Here is a 20462-nt window from a genome sequence, read left to right as displayed (position 1 = left end):
CCGGACCGCGCCGACGCTAGCGCCCTGCCGCGCGGTAGCGCATCGCGAATTGCCACCCCAGTTCGGCCAGCGGCACCGCCTTCCTGCCTGTCTCCACGGCATCTGCCGCGGCGGCGTTGCCGCTCCTGGCACGCTGCCCGATGCCGTGCATGATCGCCGCGAGCCGGAAGAAGTTGTAGGCAAGGTAAAAGTCCCAGTGCTCGAGCGCGTGCGTGCCGTTGGTCTCGCCGTACCAGCGCAGGTAGGTTGCCTCGTCGGGAATGCCCAGCGCCTGCAGGTCGAGCACGCCGATGACGCGGGGCTCGGTGGGATCGCCGGCGACAGGCGGTCGTACGAGACGTACTGGTTGCACCACATGGTGTCACCGCCGGTGGGGATGGTGACCGCCGACAGGATCGAGATCTTCGGCGGCACCTCGGTATAGATCGAGTCGGAATGCCAGGCCTCGGTCGAGGCGGTTCGGGATCCTGGTGACCTGAGCCAGTTCCGGGAACTCGGTCAGGCCCCTGAGCAGCGGGTTGCCCTGCACCGGCTTGCCCCAGCGCCGGGCGAACGCGACCTGTGCAGCCGGCTGTAGCTGCTGGCCGCGGAACACCAGCACGCCATGCTCCAGGAATGCCCGGTGCAGGATCTCGAAGCTGGCATCGTCGAGCGGCTGGTTCAGGTCGACACCGGTCACGGCTGCGGCCACGGAGCCGGTCAGCGGCTTGATCTGGATTGTCATTCATCATGTCTCCTCTTATCTATCGCTTCTCTGTGGAATCAGTCGACCAGCAACACGATCTTGCCGACGTGCTGGTCTTGCTTCATGTACGCATGCGCGGCGTCGATGTCGGTCATGGCAAAGGTCCGGTCGATCGGCAGCCGCACGCGGCCCGCGCGCAAAAAGGGCAGCATGTCGCGCGCGCAGGCCTGGATGCATTCCAGCCGCTCCTGTTCCGTGCGGGTGCGGAAGATCACGCCGATCAGCTGCAGGCGCTTGAGCCAGAGCTGCGCCAGGTCGATCTGGGCGGTCGCCGAGCCCAGCCGCGCGATATTCACCAGGCGGCCCTTGACCGCGAGGCTCTTCATGTTGGCCTCGAACACCGGGCCGCCGACGGTATCGATGATGATGTCGACGCCCTTGTTGTCGGTGGCCTGCAAGACCGCCTCGACCTGGTCGTCCCGCGAGGCATCGATGCCGACATCCACGCCGAACTGGCTGATCTTGTCCAGCTTGGCCGCCGAGCGCGAGGACGCGATCACGGGCCTGGCGCCCATCAGCGGGGCTGATGGCAAGCTCGCCGTACATGCTGGTGGTCAACCCGTCCGTGGGCGGCTCGGTCAAGGAACTGGTGGCACGGGCCAAGGCGGAGCCCGGCAAGCTCAGCTATGCCTCGCCCGGCCCGGGCACCCAGCAGAACGTGATCAGCGAGGTGTTCAAGGAAACCGCGCATATCAACGTCGTGCACGCGCCGTACAAGGGCGGACCCCAGGCGCTGACCGACATGGTGGGCGGCCATATCCACATGATGTTCCACGGCGTGCCGGCGGTGATGCCGTTCGTCAAGGGCGGCCAGCTCAAGGGCATCGCCGTGGCCGGCAAGCAGCGGCTGCCGTTGTTCCCCGATGTGCCGACCATGGCGGAAGCAGGCTTTCCGGGCATCGAGGCCAGCGAATGGTATGGCCTGGTCGCGCCTGCCGGCACGCCCAGGGAGATCGTTGCGCTGCTGAGCAAGGAAATCGACAAGGCGCTGAATGCGCCAGGTGTGCGCCAGCAGCTTGCCAGCAAGGGCTATGAGCCAGCCAGCCAGAGTTCTCCGGACCAGCTTGCGACGTTCATGGCGGCAGAGCTGAAGAAATGGGCGCTCGCCATCAAGCAGACCGGGTTCCGGCTGGAGTAGCCGGCGCGCGGCGCAACCAGCCTGGACCGTAACGGTTCAGGCTGGCTTGCCGACGTAATCATCCACCGCACTGCCCACCGTGGGGTGGAAGTTCTTGTCGCCAATCGCCTCCATCAGCTCGAAGCGCTTGAGCTTGTCGCGCACCGGGTCCTTCATCTCGGCAAAATGCAGCGCGATGCCGCGCTCGCGCAGGATGCCGCTCAGTTCACGCAGCATGTCGGCCGAGGTGACGTCGACGCTGGTCACCGGTTCGGCCGCCACCACCACCCTGCGCACGGGTGTCGGCGATTCGTCGATCGCTTCCATCAGGCGCGCCTGGAACAGCTCGGCATTGGCGAAGAACAGCGGCGCATCCCAGCGGAACAGCAGCAGCCCGTCGATGCGCTCGGCATCCGGGTAGCGCTTGGTGTCGTGGTAGCCGCGCAGGCCCTCGACACGGCCGAGCACGGCATAGTGCGGCCGCCAGCCGTCCCACAGGAATTCGATCACTGCAAGGACCACCGCCAGGATGATCCCCGGGATCGCCCCGAACACGGCGACCGCGGCAAAGCAGACCATCGACAGCCAGAACTCCCACTGCTGGATGCGGTAGATGCGCTTCAGGTCCGCGAACTCGAACAGGCCGATCGCCGCTGCGATCACGACCGCAGCCAGCGCGCTGTTGGGCAGGTACTGCAGCAGGTTGGGCGCGAACATCAGCAGCACCGCCACGGCCAGCGCGCCGACCACACCGGTGAGCTGGGTCTTCGCGCCCGCGGCTTCGGCCACCGGCGTGCGCGATGCGCTGCTGCTGATCGGAAAGCCCTGGAAGAATCCCGCAGCCAGGTTGGCGGCGCCCAGGCCGACCATCTCCTGGTTCGGGTCGACGCGGGTGTTGGTGCGCGCGGCAAAGGTGCGCGACAGCACGCTGGTATCGGCGAACGAGATCAGCGCGACAGCAATGCTTCCCAGCAGGATCGCAACCAGGTCCGCGCCACTGACCCAGGGTACGACAAAGCCCGGCAGCCCTTGCGGGGTCTTGCCCAGCACTTTCACCCCGTGCTGGTCGAGATCGAACATGCTGACGGCCAGCGTCGCGACGATCACGGCAATCAGGATGCCGGGCACGCGCTCGAAGCGCTTCAGCAACAGGATCAGCACCAGGCTGCCCGCGCCGACCGCAAAGCTGTACCAGTTGGTCTCGCCGGCCAGGATCGCCTGGCCGAGGCTGACCATCTCCCGCAGCGGGCCGGCGTCTTCGATCGAGATGGCGAACAGCTTGGGCAACTGGCTGACCAGCACCGTGAGCGCGATCCCGTTCATATAGCCGTAGCGGATCGGCTTGGACAGCAATTCGGTAATGAATCCCAGCCGCAACAGCCCCATCACGATGCAGACCACGCCCGACACGATCGCCATCATGCTGGCCACCATGACCGCGCGCCCCGGATCGCCGCCGGAGACCTGCAACACCACCGCCAGGATTGGCGCCGCCAGCGCCGAATCCGGCCCCAGCACGAGGATCCGGCTCGGGCCAAGCAGGGCATACACCAGCAGCGGGACCATGGTGGCGTAGAGCCCGTAGACACCGGGCACGCCGGAAGCCTCGGCGTAGGCGATGCCGACCGGCACCAGCATGGTCGTGAGCACCAGACCGGCGGCGAGGTCTTTCGGCAGCCAGGCCGGCTGATAGTTCTTCAACACCAGCAGTCCCGGGAGCCAGCGCAACCATCCGGGTGCCTTGTCGACTTCGCGCTGCGCGGCGGGGGTCAGGTTCTGGGGCTGCATGGGTCGAGTTCTGCCCTGGGCAGGCAAGGAGTATGCATCGACTATAGGAGGTCGCGCTTCGACAAATGTGCGTCGAAGCAAAGAAAAAAAGGATTTTGGATTGCGCTGGCGGCGCCAGGCCGAGGCCCCCGCGAGCCGCTCCGATGCTGCATCGCAACACCTCCTCGTGCTGCCATGCTGCCTGCGCAGGTCTCCGCGCTGTCGACAACCATCAGTTTCTGACAATCCCGCGACGGGCACATATGATGGTTGTCTGGCGGGCATGCCCCGTTTATCCATCACCGGGGAGAGAACGATGCCGATATCCAAGAGATGCCTGGTAGCCGGCCTGGTGGCACTGGGCTGCGCCTCGGCGGCGCTGGCGCAGCGCGCATCGACCGAGGGTGCCGCGAGCGCCATATCGGATGCCGTTCAGGGCGGGACCAATCCCTATCGCCCCCCGTCGGCCGCCACCCAGGATCCCGAAGAGGCCGCACGCGCGAAGTGCGAGGAGCTGAAGGAGCAGTACAACGCCACATCAAAAAGGCGTTCGTACCATTCCGCCCCGGGCACGCAGAACGCGCAGGGCCGGACCATCCCCAAGATCGAACGCGACAAGACGCGCAAGCAACTGCAGCAGGCGTACCGCGACAATTGCACCTAGCCTGGATCTGTCTGAACGGCGTGGTGGAAGTGGCGGACGGTTCGCTGCAGGATGCAAATCGGAGCCTGCGCCCTGCCGGCCAACGTCAGCCCTTCAGTTCGATCAGCAGATCCTTCGCCGCCACGCGATCCCCCTGCTGAACATGGACTGCGGCGATTTCGCAGTCCCGCTCGGCCGCGATATGGGTCTCCATCTTCATCGCCTCCAGCGCCAGCAGCGTCGTGCCCGCGGCCACGCGCTGCCCCGGCTGCACCGCCACCGTCACGATCGAGCCGGGCATAGGCGCGGCCACATGCAGCGGGTTGTCGGGCTCGGCAACCGGACGGCTATGGCGCGCTGCCGCCGCTTGCGTGGCGCTGCGCTGCTCGACCAGCGTGGTGCGCGACTGCCCGTTCAGCTCGAACTGGACCTTGATGACACCCTCTTCGGCATCGGGGTGCGTGCCTTGCAGCGAGACCAGCAGGGTCTTGCCGGCGGCGATGTCGATCGCCACTTCTTCCTGCGGCTGCAGGCCGTACAGGTATGCCGGCGTGGGTACCACCGAGGTGTCGCTGTAGTTGCGCACATGCGCGTGGTACTCGCCGGCCTGCTTCGGATACATCAGGTACGAAGCCAGCTGGCGGTCGTCGAGCGGCTGCTCGCACGCCGCTTCGGCCGCGGCGCGCGCCGCGTCGAGGTCGACCGGCGGGATCTGGTCGCCGGGCCGGTATGGCACCGGCGGCTCGCCGCGCAGCACCTTGCGCGACAGTTCCGCGGGGAAGCCGTCGGGCGGAAAGCCCAGCTCGCCCTTGAACAGCGACACCACCGATTCAGGGAAGGCGGTTTCCTTGGCGGGATCGCACACATCGGCGGCGCTCAGGTCGTTGGCCACCATCATCAGTGCCAGGTCGCCGACCACCTTGGACGTCGGCGTCACCTTGACGATGTCGCCGAACATCTGGTTGACCTCGGCATAGGCGCGCGACACCTCGGTCCAGCGATGCTCGATGCCGAGCGAGCGCGCCTGCTCGCGCAGGTTGGTGTACTGGCCGCCGGGCATCTCGTGGCGGTACACGTCGGCGGTGCCGGCGCGGATTTCGGATTCGAACGGCGCGTAGTAGCGGCGCACCCCTTCCCAGTACATCGACGCTTCGTGCAGGCGCTCCAGGCTGAGGCCGGGATCGCGCTCGCTGCCGGCCAGGGCCGCGGCGATGCTCGACAGGTTGGGTTGCGAGGTCAGCCCGCTCATGGCGTCGAGCGCGCCGTCGACCGCATCGCAGCCGGCCTCGATCGCGGCCAGCGCCGAAGCGGCCGAGATGCCGCTGGTGTCGTGGGTATGGAAATGGACCGGCAGCCCGGTCTCTTCCTTGAGCGCCCTGACCAGTGCCGCCGCGGCCTGCGGACGGCAGATGCCGGCCATGTCCTTGATGCCCAGCACATGCACGCCGGCCTGCTTCAGCTCGCGCGCGATGCCGACGTAATACTTCAGGTCGTACTTGGCACGCGACTTGTCGAACAGGTCGCCGGTATAGCAGATCGCGCCCTCGCACAGCGCACCGCTCTCGCCAACGGCATCGATCGCCACGCGCATGTTGCGCACCCAGTTCAGCGAATCGAACACGCGGAACACATCCACGCCGGCACTGGCCGCCTGGCGCACGAAGAAGCGCACCACGTTGTCCGCATAATTGGTGTAGCCGACCGCGTTGGAGCCGCGCAGCAGCATCTGGAACAGCACGTTGGGAACGCGCTCGCGCAGTTGCTCAAGGCGCTGCCACGGGTCTTCCTTGAGGAAGCGCAGCGCCACGTCGAAGGTGGCGCCACCCCAGCACTCCAGCGAGAACAGCTGCGACAGTTCGCGCGCATAGAACGCCGCGATCGGCAGCATGTCGGCGGTGCGCATGCGCGTGGCGAACAGCGACTGGTGCGCGTCGCGCATGGTGGTGTCGGTCAGCAGCACCTGCTTCTGCTCCAGCATCCAGCGCGAGAACTTCTCCGCGCCCAGCTCGCGCAGCCGGTCGCGCGTACCGTAGGGCAGCGCGCCGCTGGTGTCGAAGGCGGGCAGGACCGGTGCGGGCAGCGGCAGCGATGGCAGCGTGCGGCCGCTCATCTCCGGGTGCCCGTTGACGCTGACCTCGCCCAGGTAGCGCAGCAGCTTGGTGGCGCGATCCAGGCGCTTGGTGAACGCCAGCAGTTCCGGCGTCAGGTCGATAAAGCGCGTGGTGACGTCGCCGGACCGGAACGCGGGATGGTTGATGACGTTCTCGAGGAACTGCAGGTTGGACGCGACGCCGCGGATGCGGAACTCGCGCAGCGCACGGTCCATGCGCCGGATCGATTCGGGCGCGGTCGGCGCCCAGGTGGTGACCTTGACCAGCAGCGAATCGTAGTACGGCGTGATCACCGCGCCGCCGTAGGCGGTGCCGGCGTCCAGGCGCACGCCGAAGCCGGCCGCGCTGCGGTAGGCGGTGAGGCGGCCATAGTCCGGCAGGAAACCGTTCTCCGGGTCCTCGGTGGTGATCCGGCATTGCAGCGCATGACCGTTGAGCGAAATCGCTTCCTGCACCGGCACGCCCGCGGCGCGCACGACGATCTCGCCGTTTTCATTGCGCGTGTTCTCGGTCATGCCGATATGGCCGCCTTCGGTCACGCGGATCTGCGCCTTGACGATATCGATCCCGGTGACCATCTCCGTGACCGTGTGTTCGACCTGGATGCGCGGATTGACCTCGATGAAGTAGAACTGGCCGGAGTCGGCATCCATCAGGAACTCGACCGTACCGGCATGGGTGTAGCCGACTGCGCGCATCAGCCGCAGGGCCGATTCGCACAGCGCGGCCCGGCCGGCATCGTCGAGGTATGGCGCGGGCGCCCGCTCCACCACCTTCTGGTTGCGCCGCTGCACGGTACAGTCGCGCTCATAGAGATGCACGAGGTTGCCGTGCGTGTCGCCGAGCACCTGCACTTCGACATGGCGCGCGTTGCGCACCAGCTTCTCGACATACACCTCGTCGTTGCCGAACGCAGCCAGCGCCTCGCGCCGCGCCGCGGCCAGCGCCCCCTCAAGGTCCTGCTCGCGTTCCAGGACCCGCATGCCGCGGCCGCCACCGCCCCAGCTTGCCTTGAGCATCAGCGGATAGCCGATGCCGGCAGCCAGGCGTTTGCACGTTTCCAGGTCATGCGGCAGCGGATCGGTTGCCGGCATCACCGGCACGCCCGCGTCGATTGCCGCGTTGCGCGCCGCCACCTTGTTGCCAAGCTTGCGCATGACCTCGGGCGACGGGCCGATCCAGCGGATACCCGCGTCGATCACGGCCTGCGCGAAGTCCGGGTTCTCTGAAAGGAAGCCATAGCCCGGATGAATGGCATCGACCTTCGCCTGCCTGGCAATGCGCAGGATATCGTCGATGTCGAGGTAAGCCGCCAGCGGCTTCTTGCCCTCGCCGACCAGGTAGCTCTCATCGGCCTTGAAGCGATGGAGCGCGAGGCGGTCTTCCTTCGAATAGATTGCCACCGTGCGCACGTTCATCTCGGCGGCCGCGCGCATCACGCGGATCGCGATCTCGGAACGGTTGGCAATCAGCAGGGAGCGGATAGGGGCGTAGTCCATGGGATGCAGGGAAGCGAACCAGCCGCGCGCAACCGCCGCGGCAGGGTCAGGTGATCGGGGATGCAGCACGGGCGCAAGGCTTGCCCGGGCTGCTAGTCGTATTGGGCAAATGGGGCGTGCGAGTCCATCCAGTCATAGTGCGCCGATGCAGCGGCCCACGCCCAGTTGGCACGCTTTGGCAATGGCTGGTTCCGATCGCCATGCTCGCTTCGGTTCTGGCCGGCAAGTGGCTGATCGCCGTCCCCGGCAAGCTCGCGGCTGTGCGCGCGGGCTCCGATTCTTCCGTAGTACATCGTGGTGCCTTCCTCATCAAGACCAGGTTCGCCTGCCCACGACGCAGCGCGATGCAGGGCGACGGCAGGTTTGCAGGCACGATGAAATACGCGCCCGTCCCGTCCTGCTGCCGCAAGAACCGGGCCACGGCCGGTTCAGGCACCATCCCATTGATTTGGCGGAGGATTTTCTTCCGAGGCCGGCCTAACGAATTTCAGAAATGAAATTTTTCATTTCATGGATGCCGCGGCCAATGCGCGATGCAGCACCTGTGGCGCGCGGCAACCGGGAGTGCCGGCGTGGGCAACGTGGCCAGGCTGACGACGCCCGCCCGGCCACGAATGCAGGCCTTCAGCAGGCAGCGGCCTGGGGCGCCGCCAGTGCGCAGTATGCGGGGGCGCCGGCCGTGGCAAGGCGGGCACAGTACGCCGGTTCTTCCGTCCTGGCGATGCGTGCGCAATACGCGGGCTCTTCCGCCCTGGCCATGCGCGCGCAGTACGCGGGCTCGTCCGTCCTGGCGATGCGCGCACAGTACGCGGCCTCTTCCGCCTTGGCCATGCGTGCGCAGTATGCCGGCTCCTCCGTCCTGGCGATGCGTGCACAGTACGCGGCCTCTTCCGCCTTGCCCATGCGTGCGCAGTATGCCGGCTCCTCGGTCCTGGCGATGCGTGCGCAGTACGCGGCCTCTTCCGCCTTGGCCATGCGTGCGCAGTAAGCGGCCTCGTCGGCCGCCGCCCGGGCGCAATATGCCGCAGACGTCAGCGGGCTGCCGAATTCGCGCATGCTCAGCGCATCGCTCGCAGCGGCCATTTGCAGGAGGCGGGCCTCGTCTTCCGGACCGTCGATGCCGACGTAGGGGTCGTGGTGAAGGACATAGCCGAAGATGCGCTCGCAATCGCTGGCATAGCGCCTGGTGTCCAGGATGTGGGCATGCCAGAAGGCATCCACCTGCTCGCTGGGGACGGCGGGCGTGTCCGGATGCTTCGCCGCCAGCTTGAGGAATTGCCGATAGCCGCTCTCCGCCTGCTCCAGCGATTCCGGCGACCAATGCGCATGCTTCTGATGCAGCAGCTTGGCCTTCATCCTGGAAAAGTCCAGGGCGTCGATGGCCTGCCACATGATTTCAATAGTACGGTCCTGCATGATCTAGCTCCCTGTTATTGGACTGCTTAAGCACGCACCGGACTGACGGGCAGTCAGGCGCGCATCGGTTGCGGTCCATGCTCGAGAGCGGGACCGTTCTCCATGCGGCTGGCCAGGAAGGCAGTGATCTTCGCTGGCGGCAGCGGATGGCTGAAGTAGTAGCCCTGCACTTCGTCGCAGCCTTCGCGGCGCAGGAATTCGAGTTGCACCTCGTTCTCCACGCCTTCGGCGACCACTTCGAGGCCAAGCCGGTGGCCAAGGCCGATCACCGCGCTGGTAATCTGCGTGTCGCTGCGGCTTTCCGGTATGTAGCGGACGAAGCTGCCGTCGATCTTGACCGTATCGATCGGGAAGCGGCTCAGGTACGCGAGCGAGGAGTAGCCGGTGCCGAAGTCGTCGATTGCCAGCCGGACACCGGTGCGCTTCAGGCGCGAGAGCCAGCTGGACGCCTGTTCGGCATCGCGCATGACCATGCTCTCGGTGAGTTCAAGCTCCAGCAGGTTGCCGGGCAGCCCGGCTTGCCGCAGGGCATCGATGATGGTCAGCCTGAGCGACTTGTCGGCGAACTGCCGTGCCGAAAGATTGACTGAAACACGCACCGGCGGCAGTCCCTGCGCGCGCCATGCGGCATTCTGCCGGCACGCTTCGCGCAGGGCCCAGGCACCGATCTCGACAATGGCGCCGCTCTGCTCCGCGAAGGGAATGAAATCTCCGGGCATGACCAGGCCGAGTTCCGGGTGGCGCCAGCGGATCAGTGCCTCGACCGCCGTGCACGCCCCCGACGCGAGCGCAATGCGCGGCTGGTAGTAGAGGATGAATTCGTCCTGTTCGAGCGCGCGGTGCAGGTGCGACTCCATGTCGATGCGCCGCTGCAGCGACGCGCTCATGCCCCGGCAGTAGAACTGGTAGCCGTTCTTGCCGAGCTGCTTGGCACCGTACATGGCCAGGTCGGCATGCTTGAGCAGGGTCTGCCAGTCGCTGCCGTCCTCGGGGAAGGAGCTGATGCCGATGCTTGCCGTCATGCGCAGTTCCGACTCGTTGACGACGAAGCCTGGCGCGAGCGCAGCCTGGATCCGGGCGATGGTCCGGTCCAGGATCGTCGAATCTCCCTTGGGGTCCAGCAGCACGACGAATTCATCGCCGCCGAAGCGGGTGATCAGCTCCACCTCCTCCAGGCTGCCGCGCAAGCGGTCGGCCATCTCGCGCAGCACGATGTCGCCGGCGTTGTGGCCGATGGTGTCGTTCACGACCTTGAATTCGTCCAGGTCCACGAAAATGACATGCAGGGCCTGGCCGCTGGCGCGGGCACGGGTCAGCGCCTGCTCGAACTCGGCCTTGAACATGAGGCGGTTGGGCAGCCCGGTAAGGGCATCGTGATTGGCGATGAAGCGCAGGTTTTCCTCGGCCTGGCGCCGCAACAGGAAATGCCCGGTCTGATTGGCAATGCCGCTCGCCATCGCGAGCGCATGCGTATCGGGGCTGCGCTTGCTGCGGGAATAAAGTTCGACCACGCCGAGCGTCACGTGGCCCCGGCTCAGCGGGAAGGCGAACACCGTCCGGATGCCGCCGGCGTCGAGCCACCTGGCTTGCGGATGCCGGGCCATCGCGCTCCGGCTTGCATACCATTGCGGCGCCTGCAAGACCACGGCGCCGGCCGGCAATGCGGGGCGCTCGGCGAGCCAGGGCTGCAGCGTCTTGACGCGGGCCAGGTAGACCGGCGGCAGCTTCAGCCCCTGGCTGTCATCGCCAGGCCAGAAGGCACCGGCCTCCCAGTCCATGCCTTCGAGCAGCGTGTGGACGATCTCCTCCAGCACCTCGATCTCGCTGGTGGCGGTGGCCAGGTGCAGGGCAATCTGGTGTTCCTGCGTCCTGGCCTGCTCGGCGGACCTGCGCTGGCTGATGTCCTGCGCGGTGCCCCGCAGCACGGCGCTGTCCGCCGCCCCATGCGCGTGGCCGATCAGGTGCAGCCAGCCCCGGCGTCCGCGCCGCGACCGGTAGGGGCACTCGAACTCGAACGGCTGGCGATCCTGCAGGGCTGTCCGCATCCTTTCCCGCAGCACGGCGCGATGGCCGGCGTCGATCGCCTGGAACAGCGCTTCCGGAGTCGGCTTGTCGCCGCGCAAGCCTAGCAGGCGCGCCATCTCCTGGGAAAAGTGCGCGCTGTCCTGGTCCAGGTCGATGCGCCAGTCGCCCAGGTGGGCAATCTGCTGTGCCTCGGCAAGCGCGGCCTGGCTGTCGCGCAGGCTGTGCGTCATCTGGTCGGCCACGGCCACGGCGCGAGCGCGCGAACTCGACAACGCGTAGGCCAGCCACCCCAGCAGCACGCTGATGATCGCGCCGGAAATCACCACCAGCCCCGGCAGGTAGCGCTGCGGACCACTGATGGCCTTGGCATCGGCAGCAAATGCAATCACCCAGCGCCGTCCGCCGAAATTCCGCACCACGCTCTTGGCCAGGTCATGCTGGCCCGGGGCCGCCTGGCCGTCCGCCAGTACTGTCGCGCCATGCGCGGCACTGGCGTGGACGGCGCTGCCGCCGGCAACCCGGCTGCGTTCCCTGGCCGCCAGGCCGGTCACGCTGTCATAGAGCAGGTTGGCTGCGGAAGGCGGAACCGCAGCCTGCGCGAAGTCTCCGGCATCATGCACGCGGAACCGGATCCGGCGCAGGTTCTCATTGCTGACCAGGTCCTTCAGCAGGTCATCCACCCGGATCCCCGCGCCAACCGAGCCGACATAGGCGCGCCGGCGCGCTTCCACGGAATCCAGCTCGGGCACCTTGCGGTACACCGGCAGGCGCAGGGCGATGCCCACATGCGGGTTCTTTGCCTCGCTGAAGATCAGGCGCCCGCTGCTGACTGACTGCCCGGTATCGCGCGCGCGTTCCAGCGCGGCCAGGCGGCGTGGCTCGGCGCCCATGTCGATGCCGATCGACGCCAGGTTGAGGGCGAGCGGTTCGACATAGGTCAGCACGAAATGCCCCGGCCGCTGGCCGGGAGGGCGGACGTTGAACGTCACGCCCGCCTCGCGCAGGATCGGATCGCTGCGCTGCCGGGCGACAAAGGCGTCGATCTCGGCCGCCGGCACGTAGGGCGCGTAGTTCAGCGTCTGGAAACCGGGATAGCGCTGCGGCAGGTTCAAGCCGCTGACGAAATCGCGAAACTCGCCGCGCGAGACATGGTCGCTGGCGCCGAACAGCGCCTGCATGGTCACCAGTACATCGGTATAGAGGCGGATCCGTGTATCGATCTGCTGGATCACGTCGCCGGTATCGTTCTCAAAACGCAGGCGGACGTCCTTCTCAAGCAGGTCGGTGCAGAACGCATAGACGACAGCCGTCGTCATCAAGCCAAGCAGCAAGGTGCCCGCGGTGATGGTGCGCGACCCAAGCCGTCCAAGCGGGCGCAGCGCGCGCGCAAGCGTCTGGCGCAAGATTGTTTCCCCCCGGATGTCGATGGCAACCATGCGGCCGAACGTCCGTCACCAACGACTGATGCTAATAGTGCACTTATTGGCTGGGGTTTCTATTCGAAACCCGCGCTCTTATATGTCTTAACAATCTATAACAAGCGGGGAAAAACGGGCCCTGATTATCGCGACGTAAACACCCGACTTAAGTGGGGTTGCAGTTTTGCGAGATGCGGATCAGGACGACGGCTGCGGCACGGCGTGGCCCAGCGCCACCGCCAGCAGGAACTGCTCCTGCGATGGATCAAGCCCGAGGACGTCGTTCAGAAGCGTGTCGAAGACGCCGCCGAACGGGCGCGCGCTCAGCCCCAGCGCGGTGGCGGCAAGAATCAGGTTCTGCGACAGATGGCCGGACTCAGCCACCAGCATGCGATAGCCCCCCTCGCCATACTTGTACTCGTGCCGGGGAAAGTACCCGGTCAGGCAGATCAGCGCGGCACAGCCCGAGATCATTTCCCGTTCCGCCGGCAACATGGCTTCGATCAGGCGCTCGCGGGGCAGCGGCCGCACGCATTCCAGTTCCCCCTCATCCGGGCAGAGGTGATAGATGGCTGGGGGGAGCCCTTCCACATTGAGTATGACCGGGTAGATTTCGACCGCGTAGAGCCCTCCGCTTGACGGATAGGCGCGTAGCGTGGCGTCGCGCGAGGCTCCGCTCAGGATGCCGGTCGCGCCACAAGCGATCTGGAGCAGCGCGTCGAACGGCTGGCGGGAAACCGGCAGGCCGGTATAGGCGCGCTGCGAACGCCGGGCCCGCGTGATGGCATGGAAGGCCTCGAGCTCTGCGGGGACGGATCGCCCGAGCGTCGTTCTTGGCGCGCCAGGATAAGCGCGATGCCCACCGTCAGTTGCCAGATGCAGGACGGCATCGCGGTCCAGGCCGCCGCCGGCAAGCACACCCTTTTTTGTGAGGGTATGCAACAGCCGGCCGGCGGCCCTGCCCGAGAGGTCGATCACGCCGGCGTCGGCCAGCGCGCGCAGCAGGGCATCCCCGACGCCGCGGTCGGGAGGGGATAGCCGGTCCAGCAGCTGTGCGACAGTGTGCCCGCCGTCCATGGCGCGTAACAGGCCAGCCAGCACCGCGGCCGCACCAGCCACGGCGACTTCGCGCCGTGTGGCGCGCATCAACACGCAGCCCGGCTGTGGCTCAAATGCCGGCTCCTCGCAACGCAGGGCGAAGCGCGTGGTGCTGTCTGCGTCGGCCCAGCTGCGTGCAAAGGGAACAAGCGTCGGGCATAGGGCGCCGACGTTTGCTCCGCCGGCTGGCGTCCAGGTGGTCTGCCGCCTTTCAGGCACCCCGTCTATCAGCAGGCCAGAATCGAAGACATACGAGACCGCCGTCTCATCAAACATGGTCAACCTGAAGCCGGCGGATTCAGGCATTGGGCCAGGCGCCGGCACGGCGGCCTCTGCTGTGGCTGCTGTGGCTGCTGTCGCTACTGTCGCTACTGTCGCTACTGTCGCGCCGGCGCGCCGTGTCGCGTCGGCGAGCCGGTCACGCAACACCGTCTGACCGGCTAGGTCCCGCGTTGCCTTGCAGGCGGCCAGACCGGCCTCGTAAGCTTGGCAGGCCGGCGCCGGCCGATCGAGCGCCAGCAGCGCGTCGCCCAGGTCGCGTTGCAGCATGGCCGCCAGCCCCATGCGGCTGGCGCCCTCCGGCGCCTGTGCAAGCGTCCCAAGGGCCTGCTCAAGGAAACGGACCGACTGCTCGAGCCGATGCGCCAGCCGCAGTGAGTGCCCGAGCCGGCCGAGCACGACGGCGGCGCCGAAGGACTCTCCCTGGCCCAGCGAGGCCAGCGTGGCGAACAGTTGTGGAACACGCAGGTGCAGTCCGTGGAAGAGCAGATACTCCGCCCGCGGCGCGGATGCCGTCGCAGCGTCGCTCGCGGCGTCGGCCTGCATGCCAGCCACGTCTGCCAGGACACCAAAGGCATGCCAGATCTCGGGCGCATCCGGATCAAGTGCAACGGCAGCGTCCAGGGCATGCTGCACCAGGCGGCGGATATCCGCCGCCGGTGCCGACCCGACCAGGAGCCGTGCCAGCGCACATGTGTGCTGAAGCCGGCGCCGCGACGGGACGGCGCGCACATCGAGCTCGAGTGCCTCTCGATAGCATGCGATCGCCTCGGCTGGCCTGGCGGCGCGCGCGAGACATGCGCCCTTCTCGCCGAGGACCTGCGCTGCCCGCGCGCAATCGCCCAGCGCACGGAACGCGCTTGCCGCCTGCGCATAAGACAGGCTCGCATCGGCGTCACGCTGCAGCGATGCGTCGAACTTGCCAAGCCGATGCCAGGCCTGGGCCACAAATCCCGCATCGCCCGCGTTCCTCGCGGCGGCCAGCGCGGCTTCATAGGACTGTCTTGCCTGCTCAATGTCGCCCGAGGCGCGGAACCCGTCCCCTAGCGCGGCATGCAGCATGTAGACAAGCCGGCCAACGGCCCGCGCGGGTGCGAGCCGTTGCGCCAGCGTGAGCGCGGCGTGCAGCTGCGACATCGCCGCGTCGAAGCGTGACGCCCCAAGCAGGCACTGTCCAATCCGCTCGAGGACGACAGCGCGCTCGAAAGCGCGCGCCTGCGGCAGCCGGGCTTCGATGGCCTCGAACAATTGCCGGGCATGATCCCAGTTCTGCGCCTGCAGCATTTGCTGCGCCCGCTCGCACGCGGCCGGATACCACGCGCGGATGTCCTGGTTTTTCGATACGCTCCGACTACCGGCGCTAGCGCCCTGTGTCCCTGAACTGGCCATTGGTCTCATCCGACAGATCTCCGCGCCGACAATGTGGCAGGCAAGCCCGCCCGGAGCCCGAGCGGTCGTCCGGACGCAGCTTGCGACAGCGGGACTTTATATTACGGCGCTACGCGGATGAAATCCGAACGCTCCCGCACCTCGAGCATCGGCGGCCCCACGGTGTACCACGTCTTGTGATGCGCTGTCTGCGCATGCGCTTCGATGGCGGCCTGGTCCCGATAGACTTCGTAGTACATGATTCGGGTGGGATCTTCCGGGTCGACCAGCACGTCGAACTGCAGGCAACCCGGCTCGGTCGTTCTTGCCGCTTCGGCATTCGCGTTCAGCGCTGCCATCAGTTCCTCCACCTTGCCCGGCTTGATGCGGCAATTGACCACCAATACGACGTTTCCTTCACTCATGAATCTCTCTCCTTAGTCACCGCCGCTGATCCGCACTTCGGCTCGAACGGCGTTTGTTGTGGGTCATGGCAGCATCCCGGACCGCACACAGTGCTACGATCCTAATGCTATTATCATTATACTTATATAGACCAGCACAGCAAGCCAACTTCGCGGCAATCGACTATCGTTGCAGCGCACGAACCAACAAGGAGAGGCGATCTAGTCTCCTGTGCGCGCCAGTGATCGTTATGTTGTATAATATTTTCATTATGTTCAATGCAACAGCCGTTCGCCGCCGGCAGGAATATCCTACCCATGGAAACCAGTCATTTCAGCCGCAAGCTTCCGCTCTGGTACCAGGCTTGTGAGTCGATCCGCGCGGAGATCTACAGCCGGCTGCGTTCCAGCGAACTCCGCCTCCCGCCCGAGAGCCAACTTGCAGAAGAGCATGGCGTCAGCCTGATCACCGTCCGGCAGGCATTGACGGTACTGGAGAGCGAGGGCCTGATCACGCGGACTCGCCGCCGTGGCACCGTCATCAATCCACTCGAAGCGCAGCCAAGGAAGGAGATGAAGGTCCTGGGAACACTGGCGACAGTGTTCAATCACGACTCGGCTGCGGAACTCGACCTGCTTGAGAAGCTTCTGGTCGTCACCCCCGAGGACCTGAAAGCGACCTTCCGCGACGCGACGCACCTGACCTATATGCGCCGCCTGCGCCATGACAAGAACGGCCCGATCAACTACGCGGTCAATTACATGCTTCCCGAGTTCGGTGAGAACATCACCGAGGCGGATATGCAGAAGATGCCGATTCCGCGGATCCTGCGGGACAAGTTCAATGTCAATGTCATGCGCATCGACTACAGCGCCAGCGCAATGGAAGCCTCCGCCGATATTGCGAGCCACCTCCGGGTGCCGCCGAAAAGTGCAATCCTGAATCTGGTGGCGACGGTCTTCGATCATACGGAGCGCGTGGTCGATGTCGGGCGGATCTATTGTCCCGCGGGCAAGTTCTCCTTCGATATCTCGATCGACATGTCATAGCGGCCGCGCATGCGCGGCCGGCGCGCCCGCTCTCAGAATCTGTGCTTGATGCCGATCTCGCCGCCGAAGTGTTTCGGCCTGGCATTGCTGTCGTGCACGATGTCGGCATACAGCGAGGTGCGCTTCGATAGCGAGTAGTAGTAGGCGATACCGGTCTTTTCCATCAGCGTCCGATCAGAAGTGGTATCCCTGAGCTTGCCGTGGGAAATGTGGATCTGGCTGTTCCGGATCGGAATCGTGGCGCCCAGGATCAGGGACACGCGCCGGTTCCCCGTATCGGTCATGCCGCCGCCCATCGAGGCGCGCAGCGTAAATGCCTGCGTTTCATAGACGCCGGTGACCATGTGCCAGATGGCCCTGTCGCCGCCAGGCCGGTCGTATCCATAGGCTGCGAGGACGGAACCGGCCCGGTAGGAAACGGAGAAGGAAACCGGACGATGCGGCACCTTGTTGCCCTCGGCCTCCGCGACCTGGCCAGAGAACGTCAAGCCGTCGACATCAAACTGATAGTTAACGGATTTGTCGTTGTATACTCTACCGATGCCGCCGGTGCTGATCAGGAACATCGACATCAACGTGCTGTTGTAGAGCGGGTCCGCGGGAATCTGCACGTTCCAGCTCGCTGGCGTGTATTCCCGCCCGACCCAGAACCGCCCGAACCGGCCGAGAATGCCCACCATCGAGCGGTCATTGAACAGCCGGGTCGGATCCCGCATGGCACCCGTGTCCCCGGCAAAGCGGTTCTCCACATTGAAGAAGGCCTGCATGCCGCCCCCCAGGTCCTCGGTGCCCCGCAGACCAAAGCGGTTGCCCGATCCGTTCTGCATTGCCCAGGCGCCCTTGCCCGGGTTCTTTGCGATCGCAATATCGATCACGCCATACAACGTCAGCGATTGTCCCCACGCGGTACTGCAGAGGACGAAAAGCAGGAAAGAGACTAACAATTTCATCGGACCACGCTCCCCCATCTGTTGCCTTTGGCACTTCAGGCATATTTATTAAGAATATTTATAAATCTATTGGGCGGGACAGCCTCCTCGCTACACCGCCGGGTGGTCCCTCACATCATGTCTTCAAAGGAATTGATGGACATCTGCGTGCCGCGCAGAACACCGCCGGCGTCGAACTGGAAATGAAATACCGCGATCTGCGTCACATACTGGAAGCGGTAGGACCAGATTTCACGCTTCTGCAGCGCGTAGTACTGGATCGGCAAGCGGGGCTTGCCGAAACGCGCCACCACATCCTGCTTGGCCCACGCGCCCGGCCTGGCCTGCTGCAGCCCCTCCATCGTCAGCATCTGGCGATAGTCGACCAGAGCGCCATCCGTATCGAAATCCGCGGCATAGACGAAGAGTCCGAGCGGCTGGCCCGAGTACAGCCAGCGGCTGCGCCCGTCATGCAGCCGAACCTTGTCGGTGGGTTCTCCTATCCTGGCCTGCAGCGTCTGCGCGGAAATGCCGCGCACCTCCTGCAGTTCAACCATGGTCGGCGCAGCGGCGCAACCGGCCAATGCAAGCGCGGCACCGGCACTTGCCAGAAAACCGCCGAGCGCACTCAATCGGTCTATTTCCTTTTTCATCAGCGATTCCCAGAGGGGTGAGGAATCCCCGGGATGAATCCACGGGGCAAATGGGGAACAGGAATTCCCGCAGACAGAGGCTGACGGCGCAGGCCCTGCCTGCGCCGCTGATGCCGTCAGGCGCCCAACCTACGGCCTGAGCACGTAAGCCGGCGCGGTGGCGTTCTGCCCGATATAGGAAGTCGATCCCAGGAAATTGGGCCGATACGGTTCGGCATGGCTGTTCAGGCCCGCCGGCAGGGTGCCGACCAGCGCCGGGCCGTTGATGCGCGCCAGCACGCGATCCCTCGCCCGGGTCACGTCCCTGAGCAGCTTCTGCACGTCCCAGCCGACCAGTTTCCTATCGCGGTACACGATCTTTCCGGCAATGACCACGTCGCGCACGTTGCGCGACTCCATCAGCGTGACCACGGTGCCGGGAACGTTGTTCATGGGTGCGGTGTTGAGCGTATTGGCGTCGAGCACGACGATGTCGGCCTCTTTTCCCGGTGTCAGCGTGCCGACCTTGTGAAGCAGTCCTGAGCCCGCGGCGCCGGCAATGGTCATCATCTCGATCACTTGCCGGCTGGTCACCAGCTGCGGCGCCTTCAGCCCCTGCGGGTCGCTCAGCGGGAACACCAGCTCGTTCGCCAATGCCCGTTGCAGCGTGAATGCGGAACGCATCATCGAGAACGGGTTGGTCGTCATGTTGGTTTCCGTGTCCGGGCTCAGGCTGGGCAGGATGCCGTAGTTCAGCGCAAGCTGGAACGGCGGCATGCCGTGGCGCATCTGCATTTCCACCAGCGGCGAGATCGAAACGTGCGCGCCCCGGTCGGCAACCAATTGCCAGGCGCGCGACCTGACGTTATCCACGCCGATCTGGGCGACCGGCTCGTCCTGCCACAGCGTGCAGTGAACCAGCGTGACATCGGACCAGTCGGCGCCGTTGCGCGGATCCTGCGCAATGCCCTCGACGACTGCGCCGTGCGCCGCGTGGTTGTTGATCCAGGCGCCGAACTCCCGCGCGAGTTGCCAGCCCGTGTAGTTCTGCTTCTCGCGCGTGCGCGGATCGACCACCGGGTGCCAGTCCAGCATCGCGCCCAGCGTCACCAGCTGGTCCTTCGAGTTGAAGTACGTCTTGGCCAGCCGGCCCAGCCCGAATGACGTATCGCCGCTGCGGCCGGGGTATTCATAGGACTGCTCCGGGAACTGCGCCGAGCGGTCATTGCCCCATCCGTAAGCGTAGACCGCGCGTTGGCCCGAATCGAAGAGCGCCTGGATCATTGCGTCGGTATGGTCCGGCGTGTGCGATGACTGCGAGGTATCCGTGATCGTGGTGACGCCCTGGGTGATCTGGCTGAGGGACGACACCAGCTCGGCGATGTAGCAGTCCTCCGGGTCCATGGGCGGGCGCCCGAGATCCCAGATGGGCGGCTGGCCCGGAACGGGCGGATTCGGCATGAATCCCGGCGTCCAGACCTCCTGGATGGTGGTGGTATAGAACTCGCCCGGCCATTTGGCGACCGGCTGCTGGCTATTGGCCGGTATGGCGCGGATATGGATGCCATCGGACAACGCACTGCGCATCAGCGTCTGGTACTGATGCTGGTGCGTGCTGATGAAGCCGGGCATCACGATGGTTCCGCTGCAATCGATGACCTGCGCGTCGGTCGCTTCCAGATGCGGGGCAATGGCCACGATCTTCTTGCCCTCGACCAGGACATCCGCCTGTTCGAAGTCTCCTACCTTCTCGTCAAGCGTGAGGACCGTGCCGCCTTTCAGCAGCAGGCGCGCGCCGCGGTTCCCGCCGACTTCCGGGCTCCGATACGCCTGGCTGTATGCGCTGCGAGCCGATGCCTCGCTGACCGCGTTGTCGGCTCGATTCTCCTGCCCTGCTGCATCCGCCGGCGGCCATTTACCGACTCGCCCGGATTCGCCTTGCTCATTCATGCTCCGACTCC

General features: G+C 65.7%; 13 protein-coding genes and 3 pseudogenes. 4 read left to right on the top strand and 12 right to left on the bottom strand.

Going from position 1 to position 20462, the window contains the following annotated elements:
- Nucleotides 1-16: 16 nt before the first annotated feature.
- From AC3WLE_RS18445 to AC3WLE_RS18435, 3 pseudogenes are all read right to left on the bottom strand, one after another.
- Nucleotides 17-298 (bottom strand): annotated as a pseudogene (locus AC3WLE_RS18445) (phosphotransferase family protein); the annotation flags it as partial.
- Nucleotides 299-308: 10 nt separating this feature from the next.
- Nucleotides 309-724, bottom strand: a pseudogene (locus AC3WLE_RS18440) (TauD/TfdA dioxygenase family protein); the annotation flags it as partial.
- Between the two features lie 38 nt (nucleotides 725-762).
- Nucleotides 763-1269, bottom strand: a pseudogene (locus AC3WLE_RS18435) (zinc-binding dehydrogenase); the annotation flags it as partial.
- A 2-nt stretch (nucleotides 1270-1271) separates the two neighbouring features.
- Here AC3WLE_RS18435 and AC3WLE_RS18430 point away from each other — a divergent pair.
- Nucleotides 1272-1883: a tripartite tricarboxylate transporter substrate-binding protein gene (locus AC3WLE_RS18430; protein ID WP_492357038.1), complete on the top strand. Its 612-nt coding sequence runs from the start codon at nucleotides 1272-1274 to the stop codon at nucleotides 1881-1883.
- A 36-nt stretch (nucleotides 1884-1919) separates the two neighbouring features.
- On the opposite strand, the gene AC3WLE_RS18425 is transcribed toward AC3WLE_RS18430, so the two are convergent.
- Entirely contained in the window at nucleotides 1920-3650 is a 1731-nt protein-coding gene (locus tag AC3WLE_RS18425) for a SulP family inorganic anion transporter (RefSeq protein WP_492321013.1), read from the bottom strand.
- Between the two features lie 295 nt (nucleotides 3651-3945).
- Between AC3WLE_RS18425 and AC3WLE_RS18420 the strand changes: the two genes are divergently transcribed.
- Nucleotides 3946-4293, top strand: a complete 348-nt coding sequence (locus AC3WLE_RS18420; protein WP_010808933.1) for a hypothetical protein — start codon at nucleotides 3946-3948, stop codon at nucleotides 4291-4293.
- Nucleotides 4294-4378: 85 nt separating this feature from the next.
- Here AC3WLE_RS18420 and AC3WLE_RS18415 read toward each other — a convergent pair whose 3' ends face one another.
- Nucleotides 4379-7882 carry a pyruvate carboxylase gene (locus AC3WLE_RS18415; RefSeq protein ID WP_492357039.1) on the bottom strand — a complete coding sequence of 1168 codons (3504 nt, stop codon included), beginning with the start codon at nucleotides 7880-7882 and terminating at the stop codon, nucleotides 4379-4381.
- A gap of 200 nt (nucleotides 7883-8082) precedes the next feature.
- Here AC3WLE_RS18415 and AC3WLE_RS18410 point away from each other — a divergent pair, with 200 nt between their 5' ends.
- A complete protein-coding gene (locus tag AC3WLE_RS18410) occupies nucleotides 8083-8379 on the top strand; it encodes a hypothetical protein (RefSeq protein WP_492321011.1) in 297 nt (98 codons plus the stop codon).
- A gap of 127 nt (nucleotides 8380-8506) precedes the next feature.
- Here AC3WLE_RS18410 and AC3WLE_RS18405 read toward each other — a convergent pair whose 3' ends face one another.
- The 4 genes from AC3WLE_RS18405 to AC3WLE_RS18390 all read right to left on the bottom strand — a co-directional run bounded on the left by AC3WLE_RS18405 (nucleotide 8507) and on the right by AC3WLE_RS18390 (nucleotide 15911).
- Entirely contained in the window at nucleotides 8507-9298 is a 792-nt protein-coding gene (locus AC3WLE_RS18405; protein ID WP_492357040.1) for a glycine-rich domain-containing protein, read from the bottom strand.
- Between the two features lie 53 nt (nucleotides 9299-9351).
- The gene (locus AC3WLE_RS18400) at nucleotides 9352-12759 is read right to left on the bottom strand and encodes a bifunctional diguanylate cyclase/phosphodiesterase (protein WP_492357041.1); all 3408 of its coding nucleotides are present in this window, start codon (nucleotides 12757-12759) and stop codon (nucleotides 9352-9354) included.
- Nucleotides 12760-12939: 180 nt separating this feature from the next.
- A complete protein-coding gene (locus AC3WLE_RS18395) occupies nucleotides 12940-15402 on the bottom strand; it encodes a SagB family peptide dehydrogenase (RefSeq protein WP_492357042.1) in 2463 nt (820 codons plus the stop codon).
- A 206-nt stretch (nucleotides 15403-15608) separates the two neighbouring features.
- Nucleotides 15609-15911: a putative quinol monooxygenase gene (locus AC3WLE_RS18390; protein WP_492351789.1), complete on the bottom strand. Its 303-nt coding sequence runs from the start codon at nucleotides 15909-15911 to the stop codon at nucleotides 15609-15611.
- A gap of 297 nt (nucleotides 15912-16208) precedes the next feature.
- Here AC3WLE_RS18390 and AC3WLE_RS18385 point away from each other — a divergent pair, with 297 nt between their 5' ends.
- The gene (locus AC3WLE_RS18385) at nucleotides 16209-16940 is read left to right on the top strand and encodes a GntR family transcriptional regulator (RefSeq protein WP_492351788.1); all 732 of its coding nucleotides are present in this window, start codon (nucleotides 16209-16211) and stop codon (nucleotides 16938-16940) included.
- A 32-nt stretch (nucleotides 16941-16972) separates the two neighbouring features.
- Here AC3WLE_RS18385 and AC3WLE_RS18380 read toward each other — a convergent pair whose 3' ends face one another.
- The 3 genes from AC3WLE_RS18380 to AC3WLE_RS18370 all read right to left on the bottom strand — a co-directional run bounded on the left by AC3WLE_RS18380 (nucleotide 16973) and on the right by AC3WLE_RS18370 (nucleotide 20451).
- Entirely contained in the window at nucleotides 16973-17890 is a 918-nt protein-coding gene (locus tag AC3WLE_RS18380; protein ID WP_492351787.1) for a porin, read from the bottom strand.
- A 110-nt stretch (nucleotides 17891-18000) separates the two neighbouring features.
- Nucleotides 18001-18426 carry a hypothetical protein gene (locus AC3WLE_RS18375; RefSeq protein WP_492357043.1) on the bottom strand — a complete coding sequence of 142 codons (426 nt, stop codon included), beginning with the start codon at nucleotides 18424-18426 and terminating at the stop codon, nucleotides 18001-18003.
- Between the two features lie 225 nt (nucleotides 18427-18651).
- The gene (locus AC3WLE_RS18370; RefSeq protein ID WP_492357044.1) at nucleotides 18652-20451 is read right to left on the bottom strand and encodes an amidohydrolase family protein; all 1800 of its coding nucleotides are present in this window, start codon (nucleotides 20449-20451) and stop codon (nucleotides 18652-18654) included.
- Between the last annotated feature and the right edge of the window lie 11 nt (nucleotides 20452-20462).

The sequence above is a fragment of the Cupriavidus sp. FW306-1B-F12B genome (assembly GCF_058781795.1).
This window is presented reverse-complemented; position numbering and strand designations above follow the sequence as displayed.